Source organism: Kitasatospora sp. CM 4170, assembly GCF_032110285.1.
Taxonomy (GTDB): Bacteria; Actinomycetota; Actinomycetes; order Streptomycetales; family Streptomycetaceae; genus Kitasatospora; species Kitasatospora aburaviensis.
In genome coordinates this window covers 1602003-1620063 of record NZ_CP134877.1, presented here as the reverse complement: position 1 = coordinate 1620063, position 18061 = coordinate 1602003, and the positions used below count along the sequence as shown (strand labels likewise).

The window sequence follows — 18061 nt, the reverse complement described above, 5'->3', positions numbered from 1 at the left end:
GTCGTCATGGTGCGTGCCTCCCTGTCTCTCGGTTCCTGAGACGGAGACCGCCCAGGCCACCGGACGTCCCGCGACTTTGCCAAGTCTTTACCTGAACCGTTTCGCGGTGGGCCGGTTCGAAGGCGGTGCGTATGCGGAGGAGGTCGGCGTCAGGCCTCCACCCGGGCGTGGGGCCGCGTCGGCGGGCGCTCGTCGGTCCAGGGCCCGTCCTGCCCCGCCGGGCCGTCGCGCGCGGCTCCGCCGCCCGTCGCGCGTTGACCTGCACGTGGACGGTCGTGGCACACTTTCGCGCTGTCCGGCCGGGACGCAGTCCGGCTGCACGGGCGGGACCGTCGCCCGCCCTCGTCCGACCGGCTGTCAACGAGTAGACGGGAGCGTGCCTTGAGCGCCCTGACCACGGCATTTCGGGTCGATCTCACCGACCTGACCGATCCCGAGCTGGCCGCACTGCTGCGCGAGCCGACCACCACGCGGGGGCCCGCCGTCCGCGACGTGATGGGTGAGGTGTTCGCCCGCCACCACGCCGCCGTGCTCGCCTACGCCCGCACCTGTTGCCGGGACGCCGCCACCGCCCACGACCTCGCGGCGGAGGCCTTCGCCCGCACCTGCCGCGCGGTCGCCGCGGGAGCCGGACCGCAGTACGCCTGGCGCCCCTACCTGCTGACCTGCGTGCGCCACGCCGCGATGGACTGGGCCCGGGAGGGCGCCCGCACGCAGCTGTCGGACGACTTCGAGACCTGGGTCGACACTCTGCCTGCCGGGCAGGACGTCGAAGGCGCCGTTCTCGCCGCCGAGGAGGGCTCGCTGGTCCTGCGCGCCTTCCGATCGATGCCCGAGCGCTGGCAGGCCGTGCTGTGGCACGCCGTGGTCGAGCGCGAGCCCGCCGCCGTGACCGCCCGGCGGCTGGGCATGACCGCCGGTGGTGTCGGATCCCTCGTCGCCCGCGCTCGCGAAGGCCTGCGCGAGGCCTACCTGCGCGCCCACCTGGACCAGGCCGTCAGCGAGGAGTGCCGGCACTTCGGCGGCCTGCTCGCCGCCTCGATCCGGCGACCGGACAAGCGCGCCGCCCGCGACCTCGCCCGCCACCTCCGGTCCTGCGCGGACTGTGCCCGCGCGGAGGGCGACCTGCGCGACCTGAACGGCCGCCTCGGCGCGATCCTGCCCGCGGGCATCCTGCTCTGGAGCCCCCACGGCCTCTGGGCGTCCGCCGCAGGGCACGGCCTCCAGCTGACCGCCGCCAAGCTGGGTGCCGCCCGCCTCGCCACCGCCAAGGCGGCGTGGACGGCTACGGCCGTCGCCGGTGCGACCGTGGTTGCCGTCGCCGTCGTGCCGCAGGTGGGATCCGCCCCGAACCAGGACGCCTCCCCGCCCGCCGCCGCGCCGGCCCAGGTGCCCGCGGGCCAGCTGTCCACGAGCCAGGACCCGACCGTCCCGGCCGCGCCCACCGTGTCCGTCGCCCCGTCCGTCACCGCGGCCCCGGCCTCGCCGTCCGCCTCCCCGTCCGGCTCCCCGTCCGGCTCCCCTTCCGGCTCCCCTTCCGCCTCCACCCCGCCTCCGGGCGCGCGGGCCATGGTCAACGCCATGACCGGCCTGTGCGCCCAGGCCGATCCCGGCGGCGCCCTCACCCAGCGCGGCTGCGACCGAAGTGCCGGCCAGACCTGGATCCTGCTCCCGGTCGGCGGCAATGCACGGATCAAGAACGCGGGTACCGGCCGATGCCTCGGCAGCGGCGGCAGCGCGGCGGACGGTGCTCCGCTCGTCCAGGAGGACTGCGCGACCGGAAGCAAGGGCCAGGTCTGGACGCTCTGTGACAACGGCATGATGATCAACACCGTCAACGGCCTGTTGATCGGCCTGAAGCACTGGCCCAAGGCGGACCACCCCGGCCCCGGAGATCAGCTGACGCAGAGTCAGAACTACTACGACAGCCAGGCCTTCCGCTGGCAGCAGCGCCCGCTGGATGCCGGTGCGTGACGGACTCGGGACCGCCGGCCGGGTCCGCAGCCCGGGCCGCTGCCGGGCCCGGGACCGGCCCCGGAACCGGTCACCCGAGTACACCGGGAGAACGCCCCGGCCGGAGCCGTCCGGCCCCGAGCCGCGTCCCGCGCCGGCCGGATCCGGCCCCGCGGAGACGGCCGAACGCCCAGGTCGCGCCGTCCTCGCCGCCTTTCGCCCGGGACGTCCGCCGCCCCGAGGGGGTGTCAGCCGGTCGGTTAGAGTGAGCGGATGGGCAAGGGGCGGGCGGACGAGCAGGTGGGCGGGGCTGCAGCGACCGAACCGGCCACGGCCCTCCAGGCCGAGCCCGCCGACGACGGCCCACCGGTCGCCGTCTGGTCCGCCCTGCGGGCCCACCCCTTCCGCTTCCCCGTCACCCGCCACTCGCTGCGCTGCGGGGCGTACCTGCTGAGCGGCGCCGTGCTGGGCCTGCTGGTGACGGTCCTGCTCGTCGCGCTCACCCTCGCCGGCCTCGGGCTCTCCGCCGTCGGCATCGGCCTGCCGCTCCTGCTCGCCGTCGCGCTCGCCGGGCTGCCGGCCGGTGCCCTGGAGCGCCGCCGGCTCCGGCTGGTGGAGCCGCACCCCGTCCCCGACCCGCACCGCGCGCTGCCCGGGGCCGGGCTCCGCGCCCGGCTGCGGACGCGGCTGCGCGAACGCGCGACCTGGCGCGAACTCGCCCACACCGCGCTGGTCGGCCCGGTGCTCACCGCCGCCGGACTGGGCTTCACCGCACTGCTGCTCTTCTCGGCGGCCCTGGCGGTCAGCCCCGTGATCGTCTGGGCGCTCGCCCCCGAGACGGTGATGCTGATCCCCGGACACGCCGTACCCGGACCGCTCCACGCGCTCCCGGCCACCGCCGTCGGCCTGGCCGGGCTGCTCCTCGCCGGCTACGCGGGCGCGCTGCTGACCACCGTCCAGGTACGGCTGGCCCGGTTGATGCTCGGCCCCCGCGAGGACGACCTCGGCCGCCAGGTCCTCGAACTGACCCGCTCGCGCGCCCGGTTGGCCGACGCCTTCGAGGCCGAACGCCGCCGGATCGAACGCGATCTGCACGACGGCGCCCAGCAGCAGCTCGTCGCCCTCACCATGACCCTCGGCCTCGCCGCCCACGAACTGCGCGAGCGCGCCGCCGGGAGCCGCCCGCCGGACGGGCAGGCCGCCGAGGACGGCGCGCTCGTGTTGGTCGACCGCGCCCGCACCGAGGCCCGGCGCGCGCTGGAACAGCTGCGCGACCTGGTCCGCGGCATCCACCCCCAGGTGCTCACCGACCACGGACTGCCCGCCGCCGTCGCCGAGATCGCGCTGCGCCACCCGGTCCCGGTCGAGATCGACCTCGACCTGCCCGGCCGGCTGCCCGGCCCGGTCGAGACCACCGCGTACTTCACCGTCACCGAGGCGCTCACCAACGCCGCCAAGCACAGCGGGGCCGGTGCGATCGCCGTCCACGGCCGGGTCGAGGCCGGCCGGCTGGTGCTCCAGGTGACCGACGACGGCTGCGGCGGGGCCGACCCGGCCGCCGGGGCCGGACTGCAGGGACTGGCCGACCGGGCGGCGATCCTGAGAGGAAGACTGATGGTGACCAGCCCGAGCGGCGGACCGACGAGGCTCCGGTTGGAGGTGCCGTGCTCCGGCTGGTGATCGCCGAGGACGCCGTGCTGCTCCGGGCCGGCCTGGTCGAACTGCTCACCCGCGGAGGTCACCGGGTGGTCGCCGCCGTCGGCGACGCCGCCGCGCTCGCCGCCGCCGTCGACGCGGAGAGGCCGGACGCCGTCGTCACCGACGTCCGGATGCCGCCGGGCTTCAGCGACGAGGGACTGCGGGCCGCCCTCGAACTCCGCGAGCGCCACGCCGACCTGCCCGTGCTCGTGCTCTCCCAGTACGTGGCGACCCCGTACGCCACCCGGTTGCTCGGTGCGGCCGGCGCGCAGCGGGCCGGCCTCGGCTACCTGCTCAAGGACCGGGTCGGCGAGGTGGGCGACTTCCTGGACGCGCTGCGCCGGGTGGCGGCGGGGGAGACCGTGATCGACCCGGAGGTGGTCCGGGTCCTGCTCCGTGCGCAGTCCGCCGACCGCCCGCTCGCCCGGCTCACCCCGCGCGAGCGGGAGGTGCTGGGGCTGATGGCCGAGGGCCTCAACAACCAGGCCGTCGGCGTCCGGTTGAGCATCACCGAGGCCTCGGTGGTCAAGCACTGCGGGAACATCTTCATGAAGCTGGACCTCGACCCCGCCGAGGGCAACCGCCGCGTCCTGGCGGTCCTCGCCCACCTGCGCGGCGAGTAGCCCCCGCCCGGAGACGACCCGGCCGGGCCGACGGACGGATCGCCGCCCGGGTGCTGTCCCCGGCGCCGCGCCCGGGGCCGTCGGCCACGCGGTCCGGCAGGGGGCCGTCAGTCCCCGGCGCGCTGCGGCCCGACGGTCCGCGGGAGGAGCCCCGGCGGGTACGCCGCGTCCGACTCCCCCGGGGCGGGGGTGAGGAGGGCGGCGAGACGGTGCGCGGTGGCGTCCCAGGACCACTGCTCGCGCACCCACCGCCGCCCGGCGGCGCCCGTCCGCGCCCGCTCGGCGACCGGGGCGCGGAGTATCCGGGTGATCGCCCGGGCCACGTCGGCCGGGTCGCGGCCGTCGACGACGGCGCCGTTGACGCCGTCGAGGACGGCGTCGGGCGCCCCGCCGGATCGGCCCGCGACGACGGGCAGACCGGCGGCCGCAGCCTCCAGGAAGACGATGCCGAGGCCTTCCTCCTCCAGGCCGGCGCGCCGGGTGCGGCACGGCATCGCGAAGACGTCGGCCGCCGCGTACTCGGCGGGCGTCTGCGCGTGCTCGCGCCCGCCGGCGAACACGACCGCGCCGGGTTCGGTGTGCCGCCGGGCCAGCTCGCGCAGCCGGCGTTCGTCCGGTCCCCGGCCGACCAGGACGAGCACCGCGCCGGGGACGGTCCGCCGGATCAGGGGGAGCGCGCGGATCAGGGTGTCCTGGCCCTTGCGCGGAACCAGCCGCGCCACGCAGAGGATCACCGGACCGGCGGCCGTGGAGTCGCCGTCGCCGCCGGGTTCCGGCCGTGGCCGGAACAGCTCGGCGTCGACACCGGGGACCAGGCGCTCCAGCCGGGCCGAGGGCCCGAGCGCGGGAGCGATCCGGTCGCGCGTGTAGGCGCCGAGGTAGGTGACCACGTCGACGCTGTCGCCGATCCGTCGCAGCAGGCGGCGGGCGCCGGGGGTGCGCGCCCACCAGATCTCGTGGCCGTGGGTGGTGGCGACCGTCCGCCGGACACCCGGGGCCAGGCGGCGCAGTCCGGGGGTCATCGCGGCGAGCGGGGCGGCGGCGCCGAACCAGACCCGGTCGCAGCCGTGGGCCCGGGCGAGTTCGGCGGCCCGGCGGGTCACCCGGCCGGTGGGCAGCAGCAGCCCGGACCGGTCCCGGATCACCGGGAACGGGAGCGCGGCGTCGTGCCGGGCGGCGCCCGGCTCGGCCGAGGTGTAGACGACGACCTCGCTGCCGGACACCCGGGGCAGCCGGGAGGCCATGGCCTGGACGAAGGTCTCGATGCCGCCCTGCCGGGGCGGGAAGTCGTTGGTGACGATGAGCGTGCTGGTCATGGGGCGGGTACGACCTCGGTTCGGTGGGCGAGTACGGACGACGACGGGGCGAGTACGGACGACGGGGCGGGTGCGGTGGTCGGGCGGGGCACGACGCGGGCGGCCGGAGCGACTCCGGCGGACCGCCGACCGGCCGCCGCGGATGCGGACGCGGCTCCGGCGCCGGCGGGCACCGCGAACGGGCCGACCGCACGCCCCGGGCCCACGGCGCCGCCGACGGTCGGGTCGACGGCGGTCGGGTCGACGGCGGACCAGAGCCGGGCGAGCAGCCAGAGGAGCACCGGCAGCGCCAGGTAGCCGAAGCGTCCGGCGGGTGCCAGCAGGAAGGCCAGGGCGAGCCCGAGCGCGAGCCGGTCGGCGGCGGACACGCCGTCCCGGGGCGGGTGTAGGACGAGCGAGACGGCGACGGCGAGTCCGGCGAGCAGCAGCAGCGCGGCTGCGGCGTACCAGCCGGCCGGGCCGAGGTCCGCGAGCAGCCGGCCGGGCAGCGGGCTGCTCGCCGGCGTGGGCAGCTCGCCGCGACCGGTGGGGAAGGCGAACACCTGCCGCAGCAGTGCCCCGGGCGAGCGCAGCGCCGAGGGCAGGACGAGGGCGGCCGCGCCGACGACCGCGGTGGCGGCGGCGCGCACGGCGGACCGGCGCCCCGCGGTGGCGGCCAGCAGAGCGGCGGTGACCGCCACCGCGGGCCAGGCCGTCCACTTGAGCGCGCAGGCCAGTGCCAGGGCCAGCCCGGAGCCGAACGGACGGTCCCGCCCGGCCAGGGCGAGCGCCAGGCAGCAGAGCCCGGTCATCGGCAGATCGATCCCGCTGACGCAGAGCGGCAGCGCGACCAGCGGCGAGGCGACCAGCGCGACGACCGGTACCAGGGCCGTGCGTCGCCACGTAGGGGCACCGCGTCGCCCCGTACGGGCGCCGCGCCGACGCGATCCGGCGGCAGCCGCCGGCAGGCAGCCGAGGAACACGGCGGCGCACCACACCCGGGGGTCGCCGAGCAGCCGGGCGGGCGGGCTGTCCGCGCCGACCAGCGCGTGGGGCAGCCCGAACAGCGCCATGCCCGGCAGGTAGGGCGTGACCTCGGTGACGGTGTGCGGCTCGGCCAGGTACGGGGTGCCGTGCCGGAGCAGCAGGTCGCCCGACCGCTCGACGACGGTGACCTCGCTCTGCCCCTGCCCGGCCGTGACCAGGACCAGCAGCGGCACCACGACCGCACCGGCGAGCGCCACGGCCGCCGCGCCACTGCGCGCCCACTGCGGGGGCAGCACCAGCACGGCAACTGCCGCGCCCAGGTAGCCCGCTGTGGCGATCAGCCCCCAACTCCGGTGCGGGCCGAGCGCGGAGAGCAGCGGGAACGCGGCGGCCCACCCGGCCGCGACCAGCCAGCCGCCGGACCACAGCAACCGCCGCCCGCCGGGAGGGCGGCCGGTGGCGCGTTCCGGGCGGGAGACGCGGTGGAGGCGCACCTGCGAGAGGTGACGGCGGCCGGCGGCGGGGTGGTGGTCTCGGGTACGGGAAAGTCCCTGACGGGCACGGTTGATCTGCACCACTTCATTGCAGCGGCGCTGGTCAGCCGGGTCATGACGGCCAGGTCGAGTCCTCTGGTCGGGTTTCCCCTACCACCGGACGCCGTACGGAACCCACGACACGGCCATGGCACGGCCGCGGCACCGCCCCCCGGCGGCGCCGCGGCCGTGGGGTCAGCGGACGGTGATCCGGTCGAGGTTGGGGCCGCCGTCGGCGGTGGTCGAGGTGACCCGGACGGTGTTGGCGCCGGCCTTGAGCGGGATCGGCAGCGAAGTGGTCGACCAGGTGGCCCAGTCGGCGGTGGGCGGGAAGACGTGCCCGGTGGCGACCCGGGCCCCGTTGACGGTGACGTCCATCGGCCGGTCGGCGCCGGTGCCGTTGGCGTAGGTCAGGTCGAGGGTGGCGGCGGAGGCGGCGGAGGCCGGCACCGTCCACTCTGCGTAACTCCCCGCGGAATTGGCCAGGTTGAGGAACCCGCTGCCGCTGAAGCCGGCGTGGTCGGTGTCGATGGTGCCCTGGACGATCCGGGCCTCCGCTGCCTGGTAGACGCCGGAGGCGCCGGAGACCAGCTGGTAGCCGCGCATCGCGGTGGTGAGCAGGTAGCAGTCCTGGAGCGAGCCCGAAGTGTCGCCGAGCGAGCGGTAGATGCCCCACTTGGGCCGCACCCGGTCGGCGAGGAAGGTGTCGACGCCGGTCTTCGAGACGTCGATCAAGGTGTTGCCCGCACTGCGCAGGATCCACCGCACCGAGCCCGAACTGCCGTCCCCCACCTTGATCTGGAAGTCCACGTCCACCCAGCGGTCGTGCAGCGGGTCCAGGCTGGTGCGGCCCACCAGGACGCCGCTGATGGGGAGTTGGAGCTCGATCGTCTGCGCGCCGTTCCCCCGGCGCAGGGACTGCACGACGATCGGCGAGGTGCCGTTGCCGGGCTGCTTCATCTGCATGATGTGGGTGAAGGTGGTGGTCGCCTTCAACGAGGAGGGGATGTACATCGAGTAGGTGGTGCGCCAGGTCTGGCCGGGCCGCCACTCCAGGAAGGCGCCGCCCGCCGGACTGCGCATACCGGTGACCTCGTGGCGCTGCCGGTCGGTGGCGGAGTCGCGGTCCACGGTGTGCATGTTCCAGCGGTAGTTGCCGTTCTCGACCCGGATGTGCGGATGGCCGGCCGGATGGGAGTCGGCGCGGTCGTCCTCGATCGTCTCGAAGGCGGCGAGGCCGTCGGCCGCGGCCGACGGCGCCCAGCGCTGCTGCCAGCTGGAGACGGACAGTGTGGTGGCGGCCGCGGCGCCGGTGCGCGGAAGCGCGGCGGTGGCCGCCGCGGTGAGGGCGGCGCCGAGGACGGTTCGGCGGGAAGGCCTGTTCACGGGGGCTCCTTGCGGTCGGTGGGCGGTGTCGGCAGCACGAACCTGAGCGGGGCGGGCGCCGGCGGAGCGGATCCGCCGGCGCCGGGCGTCCAGAATCTCGACATGAGGGAGCACGGTCAAGAGCATTCGTTAGGAAAGTTTCCCAACCAACAGGACGTCTCAGCCCATCGGCGCCCAGCCGCGGAAGGAACCGTCCGGACGCTGGCGGTTGTGGTAGAGCAGCCCGTTGGTACCGGTGATCACCAGGTCGGCCAGGCCGTCCCGGTCGACCCCGGCGGCCGGCACCCCGACCATGCTGCCACCCAGGTCCGTCCACCCACCGAACGGCCCGTTGGGTGCGTCCTGACGGCTGATGCTGACGCCGCCGCCCCGGTTGCGGACGGCGGTCACCATGCGTCCGTCCCCGGGCGTGACCGCGGCGGGCGTGCCGTACCCGCCCTGGTCGGCGGCCCCGCCGAGGGCGCCGGAGGCCGGGGACCAGCCGCCGCCGGGGCTCAGCTGGTGGAGCGACATGGTGGAGGACCGGGTCGTGTCGGTCGGCTTGGGTTCGAGGCCGTCGAGCTGACGGTAGAGCAGTTCGAGCCGGCCGTCCTGGTCCATGCCGATGGCGGGGTCGCTGGTCGGGGCCACCTGGGGGAACGTCTCGTCGAACCGGAACGGTTGGTTGGGGGCGGGCTGGTACCAATGCAGCACGCCGATCCGAGCGCTCGGCGCGGTCCACGGGCCGGCCTCCGGATCGGTGGCGGCGGTCCAGGCGAACAGCTCGATCCGGCCGTCGCGGGTGGTCATGGCGGAGGGCGTGCCCTGGACATTCACGCCGAGCATGTCGGCCCATGCGGCGGTCCAGCCGCCGTTGGGCGCGGTCTGCCAGATCGAACTGACGCCGCCGCCCGCATTGCGGACGAAGAGCTGGAGGCGGCCGTCACCGTTGGAGGCGACCGCCGGTGCGCTCACCCGCAGTGCGTCGTTGGTCAGGGCGCTTCCCGGTCCGGCGCTGACGGTGTTGGGGCTGCCGAGCGACTTCCACGCCCATCCGGTCACCGTCTGGTAGTGGGCGATGACTTCCCCGGTGTCGGCGTTCCGGGTGAACACCTCGATCCGGCCGTCCTCGTCCCGGCCCACCGACAGGCCCTCCGTGAGCGGGGAGGCGGGACCGGCGACGAGGTAGGGGCCTTGCCAGCTCTTGAAGTAGTCCTCGACCCACTCGTACAGACGGCCGCCCCGGACGGCGTAGGCGTGCAGGGCGCCGTTGCGGTCGCTGGTCACGGAATTGGGCAGCCGGGGCGTGCGCTGACGGATCCGGTTCGCGTAGCAGAGGTAGATGCCGTCGCCGTCCCTCCGGCATTCGCGCTCCTTCTGGAGGGTGGCGTCCAGCAGTGCGTCGCGGGGTACGTAGACCTCCTTGAACACGTGGTTCTTGTCCCGGGTGTCGGCGGCGTCCAGGTCGGCCGGACCGTCGGCGATGTTGTAGTCACGGTAGTGCTCGGTGACCACCTGGGGCCTGCTCCGCGCGTACCGGCGGACGGCCTCGTCGGCGAACCACGCGGTGGTGATGTGGTCCTGGTGGTCGTGTTCCACAAGTCCCAACCCCGTCAGGAGCTTGAAGTCCGGGGCGGGATCCTGCACGCGGACGAGGGTGGCTCCCTGGCGCGTCAACAGGTTGCTCAGAACGTCGAAGACGTCGTCCCTGGTGTACTTCCGCTGCTCGAGCGGCGCCTGCCCCATCGGGAGTGCCTCTGTGGAGGCTTCGTCCTGCCACACATCCCGCAGGTGCTGCCCGGGCATGGCCGGGTCGCCGTTCTCCGGAAGGCTCAGGAAGAGGAGGGTGAGTGCGGTGCCGGGGAGCTCGAACATCTCGACCGCGTGGCCGTTCGCGACGATCTCAGTACGGGTCCAGCAGCTCGTGGACTCCCCCGGTTCGGGCCCGAGCGTCGCGCACGGGACGCCAGCCATGGCTGCATAGGCGAGTTGGACCCCGACCTGCCTGTTTCGTGCGTAGGGTTCGGCCGGCTTCCTGTTCGACTCCCCGGCTGTCACGTAGATCGTCGTCGTCTTCGTCCCGGACCTGATGCTGTTGAGCAGATCCGGGTTCATGAACAGCAGGTCGTCGTCCTGGTGGGCGACGATCTGGACGACACTGGCATTGACGGACGTCGACTCCGCCGCCGCCGGCTGCGTCGACCAGACCGGCAGCGCCGCGGCAAGCGTGGTCAGCAGGGCGACCGCGCTCCTTCGCCTTCGCATGGGGGATCCCTCCGAGATGCCGCCATGGAGGGTCCATGGCGGCATCCGGCACCCTCTCACGAGGGTCAGACGTGGCGGGTCGCCCTTCGGTGGGCCGACCCTGTCACCTCGTCAGCGACGAGCGACGAGCGGCGCGGCGGCGGCCGGCGTACACGGCCGCGCAGCCGGCGGCGACCAGCGCGGTCGCGCCGACCGCCGTGGCGGCCAGCAGGCCGTCGTCGGCTCCGGTGGCGGCCAGTGCCGGAGCGGCGGTGGCCGTGGTTGTGGCGGTGGCCTGCGCCGGGGCCGGGTGCTGCGTCGAGGCCGGTGCTCCGGAGGAAGGGGCCGGCGCGGCCGAGGCGGTGCCCGCCGCCGTGGGCGTGGCCGTCGGAGTGGCGGAGGCCGGGACGGCGGCGGTCGTCGTGGCCGGGCTGGCCGTGGCCGGGCTCGTCGGGGCCGGGCTGGTCGGGCCGGCGGTCGGCTTGGGCGGGCAGGCCGTACCGCCGTTCCACGAGGCGATCTGCAGGCCGGAGAACGGCTCGTCCGGGTAGTGCGGCAGCGGGTGGTCCCCGTCGTTCCCGTCGTACTTCTCGCCCACTCCGTAGAGCGCCAACTCGCCGAAACAGCGCGGCAGGTGGCCGCTGACGTCGAGCGTGTCGCGGTAGTGCTCGCGGGTGAGCGTCGTGGTGGCCCAGCCGAGGAAGGTCTGCCGGCCCGAGGTGGCCCAGGTCGCGCCCTGCGTCTCGTACGACCCCAGGGAGACGTGGTAGTCGCAGCCCGCGGTGGGCTGGCCGGCCAACCGGACCTGGACGGTGCCCGAGAGGGCCGGGAACGTGGCGCTGTTGGTCCAGTTGGCGCCGCCGTCCACGGAGTACTGGACCGGCGGCCGGCCGCAGGCGGGTTCGGCGTGCGCGGCGGGCGCGGCGAGGACCGCGGCCCCGGCGGTGAAGGCGAGGGCCGTGAGCGCCGGCAGGGCGCGACGGAGGTTGCTGTGCAAGGGATGTGCTCCTGGTGCGTCGGGTTGGAGAACCGGTGGATCGGTACGGAGGGGGCGGAGGGCTCAAGAGCCGTGCCCGTGACGCACGGCGGCGTCCGGGGGGAGGAGGTTCACGGGCAGCAGGGGGAACCAGCGCAGCGCCTCGAAGCCGACGGGAAGCCCGTTCGGGGCGCCCGTCGAGGTGTCCGGTGCGGCCTCGGCCGGGGGCTCGGGCCGCTCGGCGAGCAGCGCGCGGGCCTGCTCCAGCTGCTCCGGCAGCGCACCCGGCGGCCGCCCCGGCGCGGTCGCCGTCCAGCTCCGCCGCCACGGCCGGTCGCGGAAGTCGGCCAGCCGGACGCCGGGCTCCCCGGCCGGGCGGGAGCGGTGGCGCCAGAGCCCGGTGCGGGGGTCGAACGCGTAGTCCGGCAGCAGGCGGTGACCGTCGGAGGCCACCAGCTCGACAGCGGCCAGGACGTACTCCAGCGCCTCGTCCGTGGTGAAGTACGGGAAGCTCACCCGCGTCCACCCGGGCTTGATCCCCTCGAATCCCTGACGGACGATCACTTCGTGGAATCCGGACGACCGTTCGGCATCGATACCGAGCAGTCGGTGGCCGTACGGGCCGGCGCAGGAACAGCCGCCGCGCGCCTGGATGCCGAAGAGGTCGTTGAGCACGGCCGTGACGAAGTTGTGGTGCAGGTAGCGGTCGGGTCGGTGCCGGTCCCGGACCAGGAAGGACACCACGGGCAGGCGGGGCACGTCGGTGCGCCCCAGCAGCCGCAGGCCGGGGTGGCGGCCCCAGCCGTCCCGCACCCGGGCCCAGGCGGCCTCCTCCCGCTCCTGGATGAGCCGGGTGCCGACGTCCTCCTTGAGGGCGAAGACCAGGCCGGCGCGGATCGACTCGACGACGGCCGGGGTGCCGCCCTCCTCGCGGGCGACCGGATCGCCGACGTAGTCGTGGTCGACCGGGCCCACGTAGGACACCGTGCCCCCGCCGGGCACGGTCGGCACCGGCCCGACCAGCAGGTCCCGGTGGACGACCAGGACGCCCGGCGTCTGGGGACCGCCGACGAACTTGTGCGGCGAGAGGAACACCGCGTCCTTGTGGTCGCCGCGACCGGGGGCGGACTCGGCTACGCGGATCGGCAGGTAGGGCCCGGCCGTCGCGAAGTCCCAGCAGGCCAGGGCTCCGTAGGCGTGGAGGAGGGCGGATATCCGATCCGTGTCCGCCAGGATGCCGGTGACGTTGGACGCCGCGGAGAAGCTGCCGACCCGCAGCGGACGGTGGGCGTGGAGCAGCAGTCGGGCGCGGAGGTCGTCCTCGTCGAGCCGGCCGTCGGCGCCCTCCCGGATCACCACGACGTCGGCGGCCGACTCCCGCCACGGCAGTTCGTTGGAGTGGTGCTCGTGGGGGCCGACGAAGACCACCGGGCGGTCGTGCTCCGGCAGTCCGGCGCCGTAGCGGCGGCTGCGCCGGGACGGGCTGCGCAGGTCCAGCAGGGCCACCAGACGGTCCACGGCGCCGGTGGCTCCGGACCCGCAGAACAGCACGGCGTGGTCGTCTCCCGCCCCGACGGCGCGGTGGATCAGCGCGCGGGCCTCCTCGCGGAGGCGGCCGGTGCGCAGGCCGTTCCCGGAGCTCTCGGTGTGGGTGTTGGCGTAGCGGGGGAGGACGGCGTCCCGGACGAAGTCCTCGACGAAGTCCAGGGGGCGGCCGGAGGCCGTGTGGTCGGCGTAGGTGATCCTGCGCGGGCCGTACGGGCCGTCGAGGAGGTCGCCCTCGCCGATCAGTCCGGCCTGGATGCGGGTGAGGAGGTCGGCGGCCGCCGTGTCGGCGGGTGCGGGGCCGGCGACGGTGGGTCCGACGGTCGGCCGGTGCCGCTCGCTGCAGTGAGAAGAAAAGGTGATCATCTGAACTTCATAGCTTGAACTGTGGCCGTGTCTCGTGAGGTTCGCCCTATCGGGCGGGCTCGACCGCCGGCCGGGGAGAGGCGTCGCCCTCGGGGGCGACGGGGTCCGCGGTGTGTCCGTCGCCCTCGATGTCGAGGTGCGGCAGCAGGCGGTCGAGCCAGCCGGGCAGCCACCAGTTCCGGTCGCCGAGCAGGACCATGGTGGACGGCACCAGCAGACCGCGGACCACGGTCGCGTCGAGCGCGACGGCGGTGGCCAGGCCGACGCCGAACATCTTGACCACCGGGTCGTCGGAGAGCAGGTAGCTCAGGAAGACCGCGACCATGATCAGGGCCGCCGAGCTGATGATCCGTCCGGTGCCGGCGAGGCCAGTCACCACCGCGCGACGGCTGTCGCCCTCCCGCAGGTAGCCCTCGCGCACGGCGCTGAGCAGGAACACCTCGTAGTCCATCGAGAGCCCGAAGAGCACCGCGAACATCAGCAGCGGGACGTAGCCGGGGATCGCCACGGCGCCCTCCAGGCCGATCAGTTCGGCACCCCAGCCGTGCTGGAAGACGGCGCTGAGCACGCCGTAGGCGGCGGCGACCGACACCAGGTTCATCACGGCCGCCTTCACGGCGACGATCGGCGAGCGGAAGGCGAGCAGCAGGAGCAGGCCCGCGACCGTCAGGACGAACCCGACCACGAGCGGCATCCGGTGCGCGATCCGCGCGTTGAGGTCGGCCTGGGCGGCGGTGGCCCCGCCGATGTGCAGCACCTGGCCGGTGCCGGCGGTGGCGGCGGGCAGGACGTCGGAGCGCAGGCGGTGGACCAGTGCGGTGGTGGCGGGGTCGGAGGGGGCGGTGGCCGGGGTGACCTGCCACCGGGCGGTGCGGCCGTCCGCGGCCACGGCGGGCGGGCCGACGGCGGCGACGCCCTCGGCGCCGCGCAGCGCGGCGGTCACGGCGGTCAGGCGAGGATCACCGGATCCCGCCCCGCCGGCCTGCGCCGGTGCCGTCGCCCCGCCGGCCTGGGCCGGGGTGGGCAGGACGTCGACGACCTGGAGCACGCCGTTGGAGCCGGGGCCGAACGCCGCCGCCATCCGGTCGTACGCGGTGCGGCTCATGGTGCCGGAGGCCTTGCTGCCGGCGTCCAGCTGGCCGAGGTGGAGGTGGACCGCCGGGGCGGCCAGCGCACCGAGCAGGGCGAGACCGGCCAGCAACAGGGGCCAGGGCCTGGCGGCGACCAGGGCGGCGATCCGGCCCCAGCCGCGCGGGCGCGCGTCCGGGGCGGGGGCGGACCGCGCGGGGGCCAGGCGCTTGCCCAGCAGGACGAGCACCGCGGGCAGGAGCGTGAGGTTCACGCCCACCGCCGTCACCACGGCGATCGCGGGGGCGAGGGCCAGGGCGTAGAGCAGCGGGAGCCCGCCGAGCGCGAGCCCCGCGAGGGCGGCGACGACGGCGCTGCCGGCGAAGGCGACGGACTTGCCCGAACCGGCCGTGGTGCGCACGGCCGCGTCCTCGATCCCGACCCCCGCGGCGCGCAGCTCGCGGAAGCGGCTGAGCCCGAACAGCGTGTAGTCGATCCCGACGCCGAGGCCGATCATGGCGGCGATGGTCTCGCCGGCCTCGGGGACGTCCATCAGGTGGCCGGCCAGGCCGACGACCGGCAGGGCGATGCCGAGGCCGACGATCCCGGCGAGCAGCGGCAGCCCGGCGGCGACGAGACTGCCGAGGGTGAGGGTGAGGATCACCAGGGCGGTTCCGAGGCCGATGGCCTCGCTGCGACCGGTGGTCCCCTTGTCGACCGCTGCGGCGAGGAATCCGCCGGGCGTCACCTCGATGCCGGCGGCGGTGGCCGGTGCGGCCGCGGCCAGCACGGCCTCGGTGGTGCCGGGTGTCACCTCCCGCCCGGTGAGGTCGAGTTCGACCGAGAGGTAGGCGGTGTGGCCGTCGGCGCTCATCGCCGCGGCGCCGGCCGGGTCGTACGGCGTGGTGACGGCCACCACGTGCGGCACCGCGGCCACGGCCGTCGCGGCCGCCCGGACCGCCGCGGCGGCCTCCGGAGCGGTGAGCGGCGCCGCGGAGGCGCCGGTGTGCAGCAGCACGGGCTGTCGGCCGGACGCCGAGCCGGGGAACGCGCGGTCGGTGACGTCCTGGGCGGCCTGGCTGTCGCTGCCGGGAATGGACACGGCCTCGCTGGTGACGCGCCCGAACGCCCCGAGGGCGGTGAGCGCGGTCGCGAGCAGCAGCAGCCAGGTCGCGACCACGCGCTTGGGTCTGCGGGCGCACCAGCGCCCCATGCCGGTGAACATCTGCGATGGACCGTCCTTCTTCGCGGCGGCGGGATCGCGGAGGCGCCCGGCCAAACTCATTGCACTCGCCGTGCAACGCGTACACTTGCACTCGCGGTGCAAGAATGTCAACGAGACGCCGGAGGGCCCCGTGAAACGGACCGAAGCCGCCACGCCCGTCCCGGACGGACGCACGGAACGCGGGCGTCAGACCCGTGAGAAGATCGCCGACGCGATGCTCTCGCTGCTCGACGAGAACCAGGCGCAGTTCCCCGCCGACAAGGTCGCCGAACGCGCCGGTGTTTCCCGGCGGTTGGTGTTCCACCACTTCGCGGACATGGCGCAGCTGGCCGAGGTCGCCGTCGGCCGCCGGCTGGAACAGGTGATGGCGCAGGTCCGGCCGCTCCCCACCGACGGGCCGCGGGACGTCCGGGTGGCGGCCGTCGCGGAGCAGCGCGCCCGGATCCTGGAGGGCATCACCCCGGCCCGGCTCGCCATCATGCGGCTGGAGAACCCGTCCGCCCGCGTCCAGGAGGGCGTCCAGCAGATGCTGGACTTCGCGCGGCTGCGGCTCACCCAGATCTTCGCCCTGGAGCTCGACCCGCTCCCCGAACCCGCCCGGACCGACCTGCTGAACGGCCTCGACGCGGTCACCACGTGGAGCACCTGGTACCACTGGCGCAGCTCCGGCCTGAGCCCGGAGCAGGCCCGCCACACCATGGCCGCCACCGTCCACGCCCTCCTCGCCGCCGCGGACGGCCCGGCCGGGGAGTGATCCGACCGGCCCCGAGGGCGGGCGTGCGGTGGCCGTCGCCCCGCTCCCTGCACGAGGGGCGGCGCACCGGCCGCACCGGATGCCCCGCCCCCGCCTTCCGCCCTCGCCTTCCGCTCAGCCCGCGGCGGCCAGCAGGGCGGCGCCGAGGTGGTCCCCACCGTTGCCGGCGCCGGTGCCGGCACCCGCGCCGGGGAGGGTGAAGTAGTAGCCGCCGCCGAACGGGAGGACGTACTTCTCCAGGGCCTCGCCGTGGAGGCGGCGCTGGACGGTGGCGAAGCCCTGCTCGACGTCGTGCTGGTAGCAGACGAAGAGCAGGCCGGCGTTGTCGTGGCCGGTGGCGTCGCGGTCGAGGCGGTAGGAGTAGCTGCGGCGCAGGATGCGGCTGCCGTCGGTGTCGGGGGTGCGGGGGTTGGCGCGGCGGATGTGGGAGTCGAGCGAGATGGTCCGGCCCTCGGGGTCGTGGGCGTAGTCGGGGGTGTCGGTCTCGCGGGTGGCGCCCAGGGGTGCGGCGCTGTCCTTGTGGCGGCCGATGACGGCCTCCTGCTTCGGGACCGGGTCGGCGTCCCAGAGTGGCATGGCGAAGCGGATCAGGCGGATGACCTGGTAGGTGCCGCCGGCGGTCCAGGCGGGTTCGTCGGCGCCGGGCCGGACCCAGACCTGTCGGTCCATCAGGGCGGTGTCCTCGGCCTCCAGGTTGCCGGCGCCTTCGCGGAAGCCGAACAGGTTGGTGGTGAAGGCGCGGCCGCCGCGGCCGGTCTCGTTGCCGGGCCGGAAGCCGGGCATCCTCCAGGTCCGCTCCAGCCCCGGTACCCGGGCGGCCTGTGCGGCGAGTTCGGCGGCCCGTTCGGGGGTGGCGGCGCAGGCCTGGACGGTGAGGTCGCCGTGGCACCAGGCGGGGTCGAGGACGTCGCTGGGGAAGGCGGGCATCTCGGTGAGGCGGCGCGGGCGCAGTGCGGCGAGTCCGTAGCGCTGGTCGAAGAGCGAGGCGCCGGCGGAGACGGTGAGGCTCTCGCCGGCCCCGGCCCCGGCCGCTTCGGCGCCGAGCCGGCGCAGGACGTCGGCGAGCCCGTCCCGCCCGGCGGCCGTGACCCGGTAGGCGGCCACTTCGGCGGCCGCAGGCGGCACGGTGGTCACCCCGGCCTGGTGCGCGGCCGGGACGCCGGGGGTGGGGGGCACCGGCGGCGTGGTACGGGGTGCGGCGGCGTCGGCCGTACCCGTGGTCCCCTGATCGGGCCCGCAGGCCGCGACCGTGAGTGATCCGACGAGGCCCGCCAGTATTGAACGCCTTTGCACCGATCGGCCGTTCGGGTCCATTCGTCCACCTCCGCGGTAGGGGCCCCGAACTGTCGAGACCTTCCTGATCGGGCTTGTACGGCTCGGTCCGGGTGTGCGCGACGTTGCCGCGCACACCCGGACCCGGTTCTGCTGG

Annotated in this window: 12 protein-coding genes and 1 pseudogene; 4 read left to right on the top strand and 9 right to left on the bottom strand. The window is 75.2% G+C overall.

Going from position 1 to position 18061, the window contains the following annotated elements; translation table 11 throughout:
- Window positions 1-381 precede the first annotated feature (381 nt).
- The 3 genes from RMN57_RS06485 to RMN57_RS06475 all read left to right on the top strand — a co-directional run bounded on the left by RMN57_RS06485 (window position 382) and on the right by RMN57_RS06475 (window position 4274).
- Window positions 382-1974 (top strand): sigma-70 family RNA polymerase sigma factor, encoded by a 1593-nt coding sequence (locus RMN57_RS06485; protein ID WP_313762407.1) that lies wholly within the window; start codon window positions 382-384, stop codon window positions 1972-1974.
- A 252-nt stretch (window positions 1975-2226) separates the two neighbouring features.
- Window positions 2227-3633: a sensor domain-containing protein gene (locus RMN57_RS06480; protein WP_313762406.1), complete on the top strand. Its 1407-nt coding sequence runs from the start codon at window positions 2227-2229 to the stop codon at window positions 3631-3633.
- The gene (locus tag RMN57_RS06475; protein WP_313762405.1) at window positions 3618-4274 is read left to right on the top strand and encodes a response regulator transcription factor; all 657 of its coding nucleotides are present in this window, start codon (window positions 3618-3620) and stop codon (window positions 4272-4274) included. The genes RMN57_RS06480 and RMN57_RS06475 overlap by 16 nt, the downstream gene beginning before the upstream one ends.
- A 107-nt stretch (window positions 4275-4381) precedes the next feature.
- On the opposite strand, the gene RMN57_RS06470 is transcribed toward RMN57_RS06475, so the two are convergent.
- From RMN57_RS06470 to RMN57_RS06435, 8 genes and pseudogenes are all read right to left on the bottom strand, one after another.
- On the bottom strand, window positions 4382-5590 hold the full coding sequence (locus RMN57_RS06470) for a glycosyltransferase family 4 protein (RefSeq protein WP_313762404.1): 1209 nt from the start codon (window positions 5588-5590) through the stop codon (window positions 4382-4384).
- Complete coding sequence (locus tag RMN57_RS06465; RefSeq protein WP_313762403.1) at window positions 5587-7050, bottom strand: glycosyltransferase 87 family protein; 1464 nt, start codon at window positions 7048-7050, stop codon at window positions 5587-5589. Before RMN57_RS06465 ends, RMN57_RS06470 begins: the two co-directional genes overlap by 4 nt.
- Before the next feature lie 234 nt (window positions 7051-7284).
- Window positions 7285-7695 carry a carbohydrate-binding protein gene (locus RMN57_RS06460; protein ID WP_313767731.1) on the bottom strand — a complete coding sequence of 137 codons (411 nt, stop codon included), beginning with the start codon at window positions 7693-7695 and terminating at the stop codon, window positions 7285-7287.
- Window positions 7675-8475: pseudogene (locus RMN57_RS06455) on the bottom strand (Tat pathway signal sequence domain protein); the annotation flags it as partial. The pseudogene RMN57_RS06455 and the gene RMN57_RS06460, both read right to left, overlap by 21 nt.
- Window positions 8476-8634: 159 nt before the next feature.
- Window positions 8635-10719: a PIG-L family deacetylase gene (locus tag RMN57_RS06450; RefSeq protein ID WP_313762402.1), complete on the bottom strand. Its 2085-nt coding sequence runs from the start codon at window positions 10717-10719 to the stop codon at window positions 8635-8637.
- Window positions 10720-10822: 103 nt separating this feature from the next.
- Window positions 10823-11695, bottom strand: a complete 873-nt coding sequence (locus tag RMN57_RS06445; RefSeq protein WP_313762401.1) for a hypothetical protein — start codon at window positions 11693-11695, stop codon at window positions 10823-10825.
- Window positions 11696-11758: 63 nt separating this feature from the next.
- Window positions 11759-13585 carry an aminotransferase class V-fold PLP-dependent enzyme gene (locus RMN57_RS06440; RefSeq protein ID WP_313762400.1) on the bottom strand — a complete coding sequence of 609 codons (1827 nt, stop codon included), beginning with the start codon at window positions 13583-13585 and terminating at the stop codon, window positions 11759-11761.
- Window positions 13586-13631: 46 nt separating this feature from the next.
- Window positions 13632-15878: an MMPL family transporter gene (locus RMN57_RS06435; RefSeq protein WP_313762399.1), complete on the bottom strand. Its 2247-nt coding sequence runs from the start codon at window positions 15876-15878 to the stop codon at window positions 13632-13634.
- Window positions 15879-16008: 130 nt separating this feature from the next.
- Here RMN57_RS06435 and RMN57_RS06430 point away from each other — a divergent pair, with 130 nt between their 5' ends.
- Entirely contained in the window at window positions 16009-16632 is a 624-nt protein-coding gene (locus tag RMN57_RS06430) for a TetR/AcrR family transcriptional regulator (protein WP_313762398.1), read from the top strand.
- Between the two features lie 114 nt (window positions 16633-16746).
- On the opposite strand, the gene RMN57_RS06425 is transcribed toward RMN57_RS06430, so the two are convergent.
- On the bottom strand, window positions 16747-17808 hold the full coding sequence (locus tag RMN57_RS06425) for a Dyp-type peroxidase (RefSeq protein ID WP_313762397.1): 1062 nt from the start codon (window positions 17806-17808) through the stop codon (window positions 16747-16749).
- Between the last annotated feature and the right edge of the window lie 253 nt (window positions 17809-18061).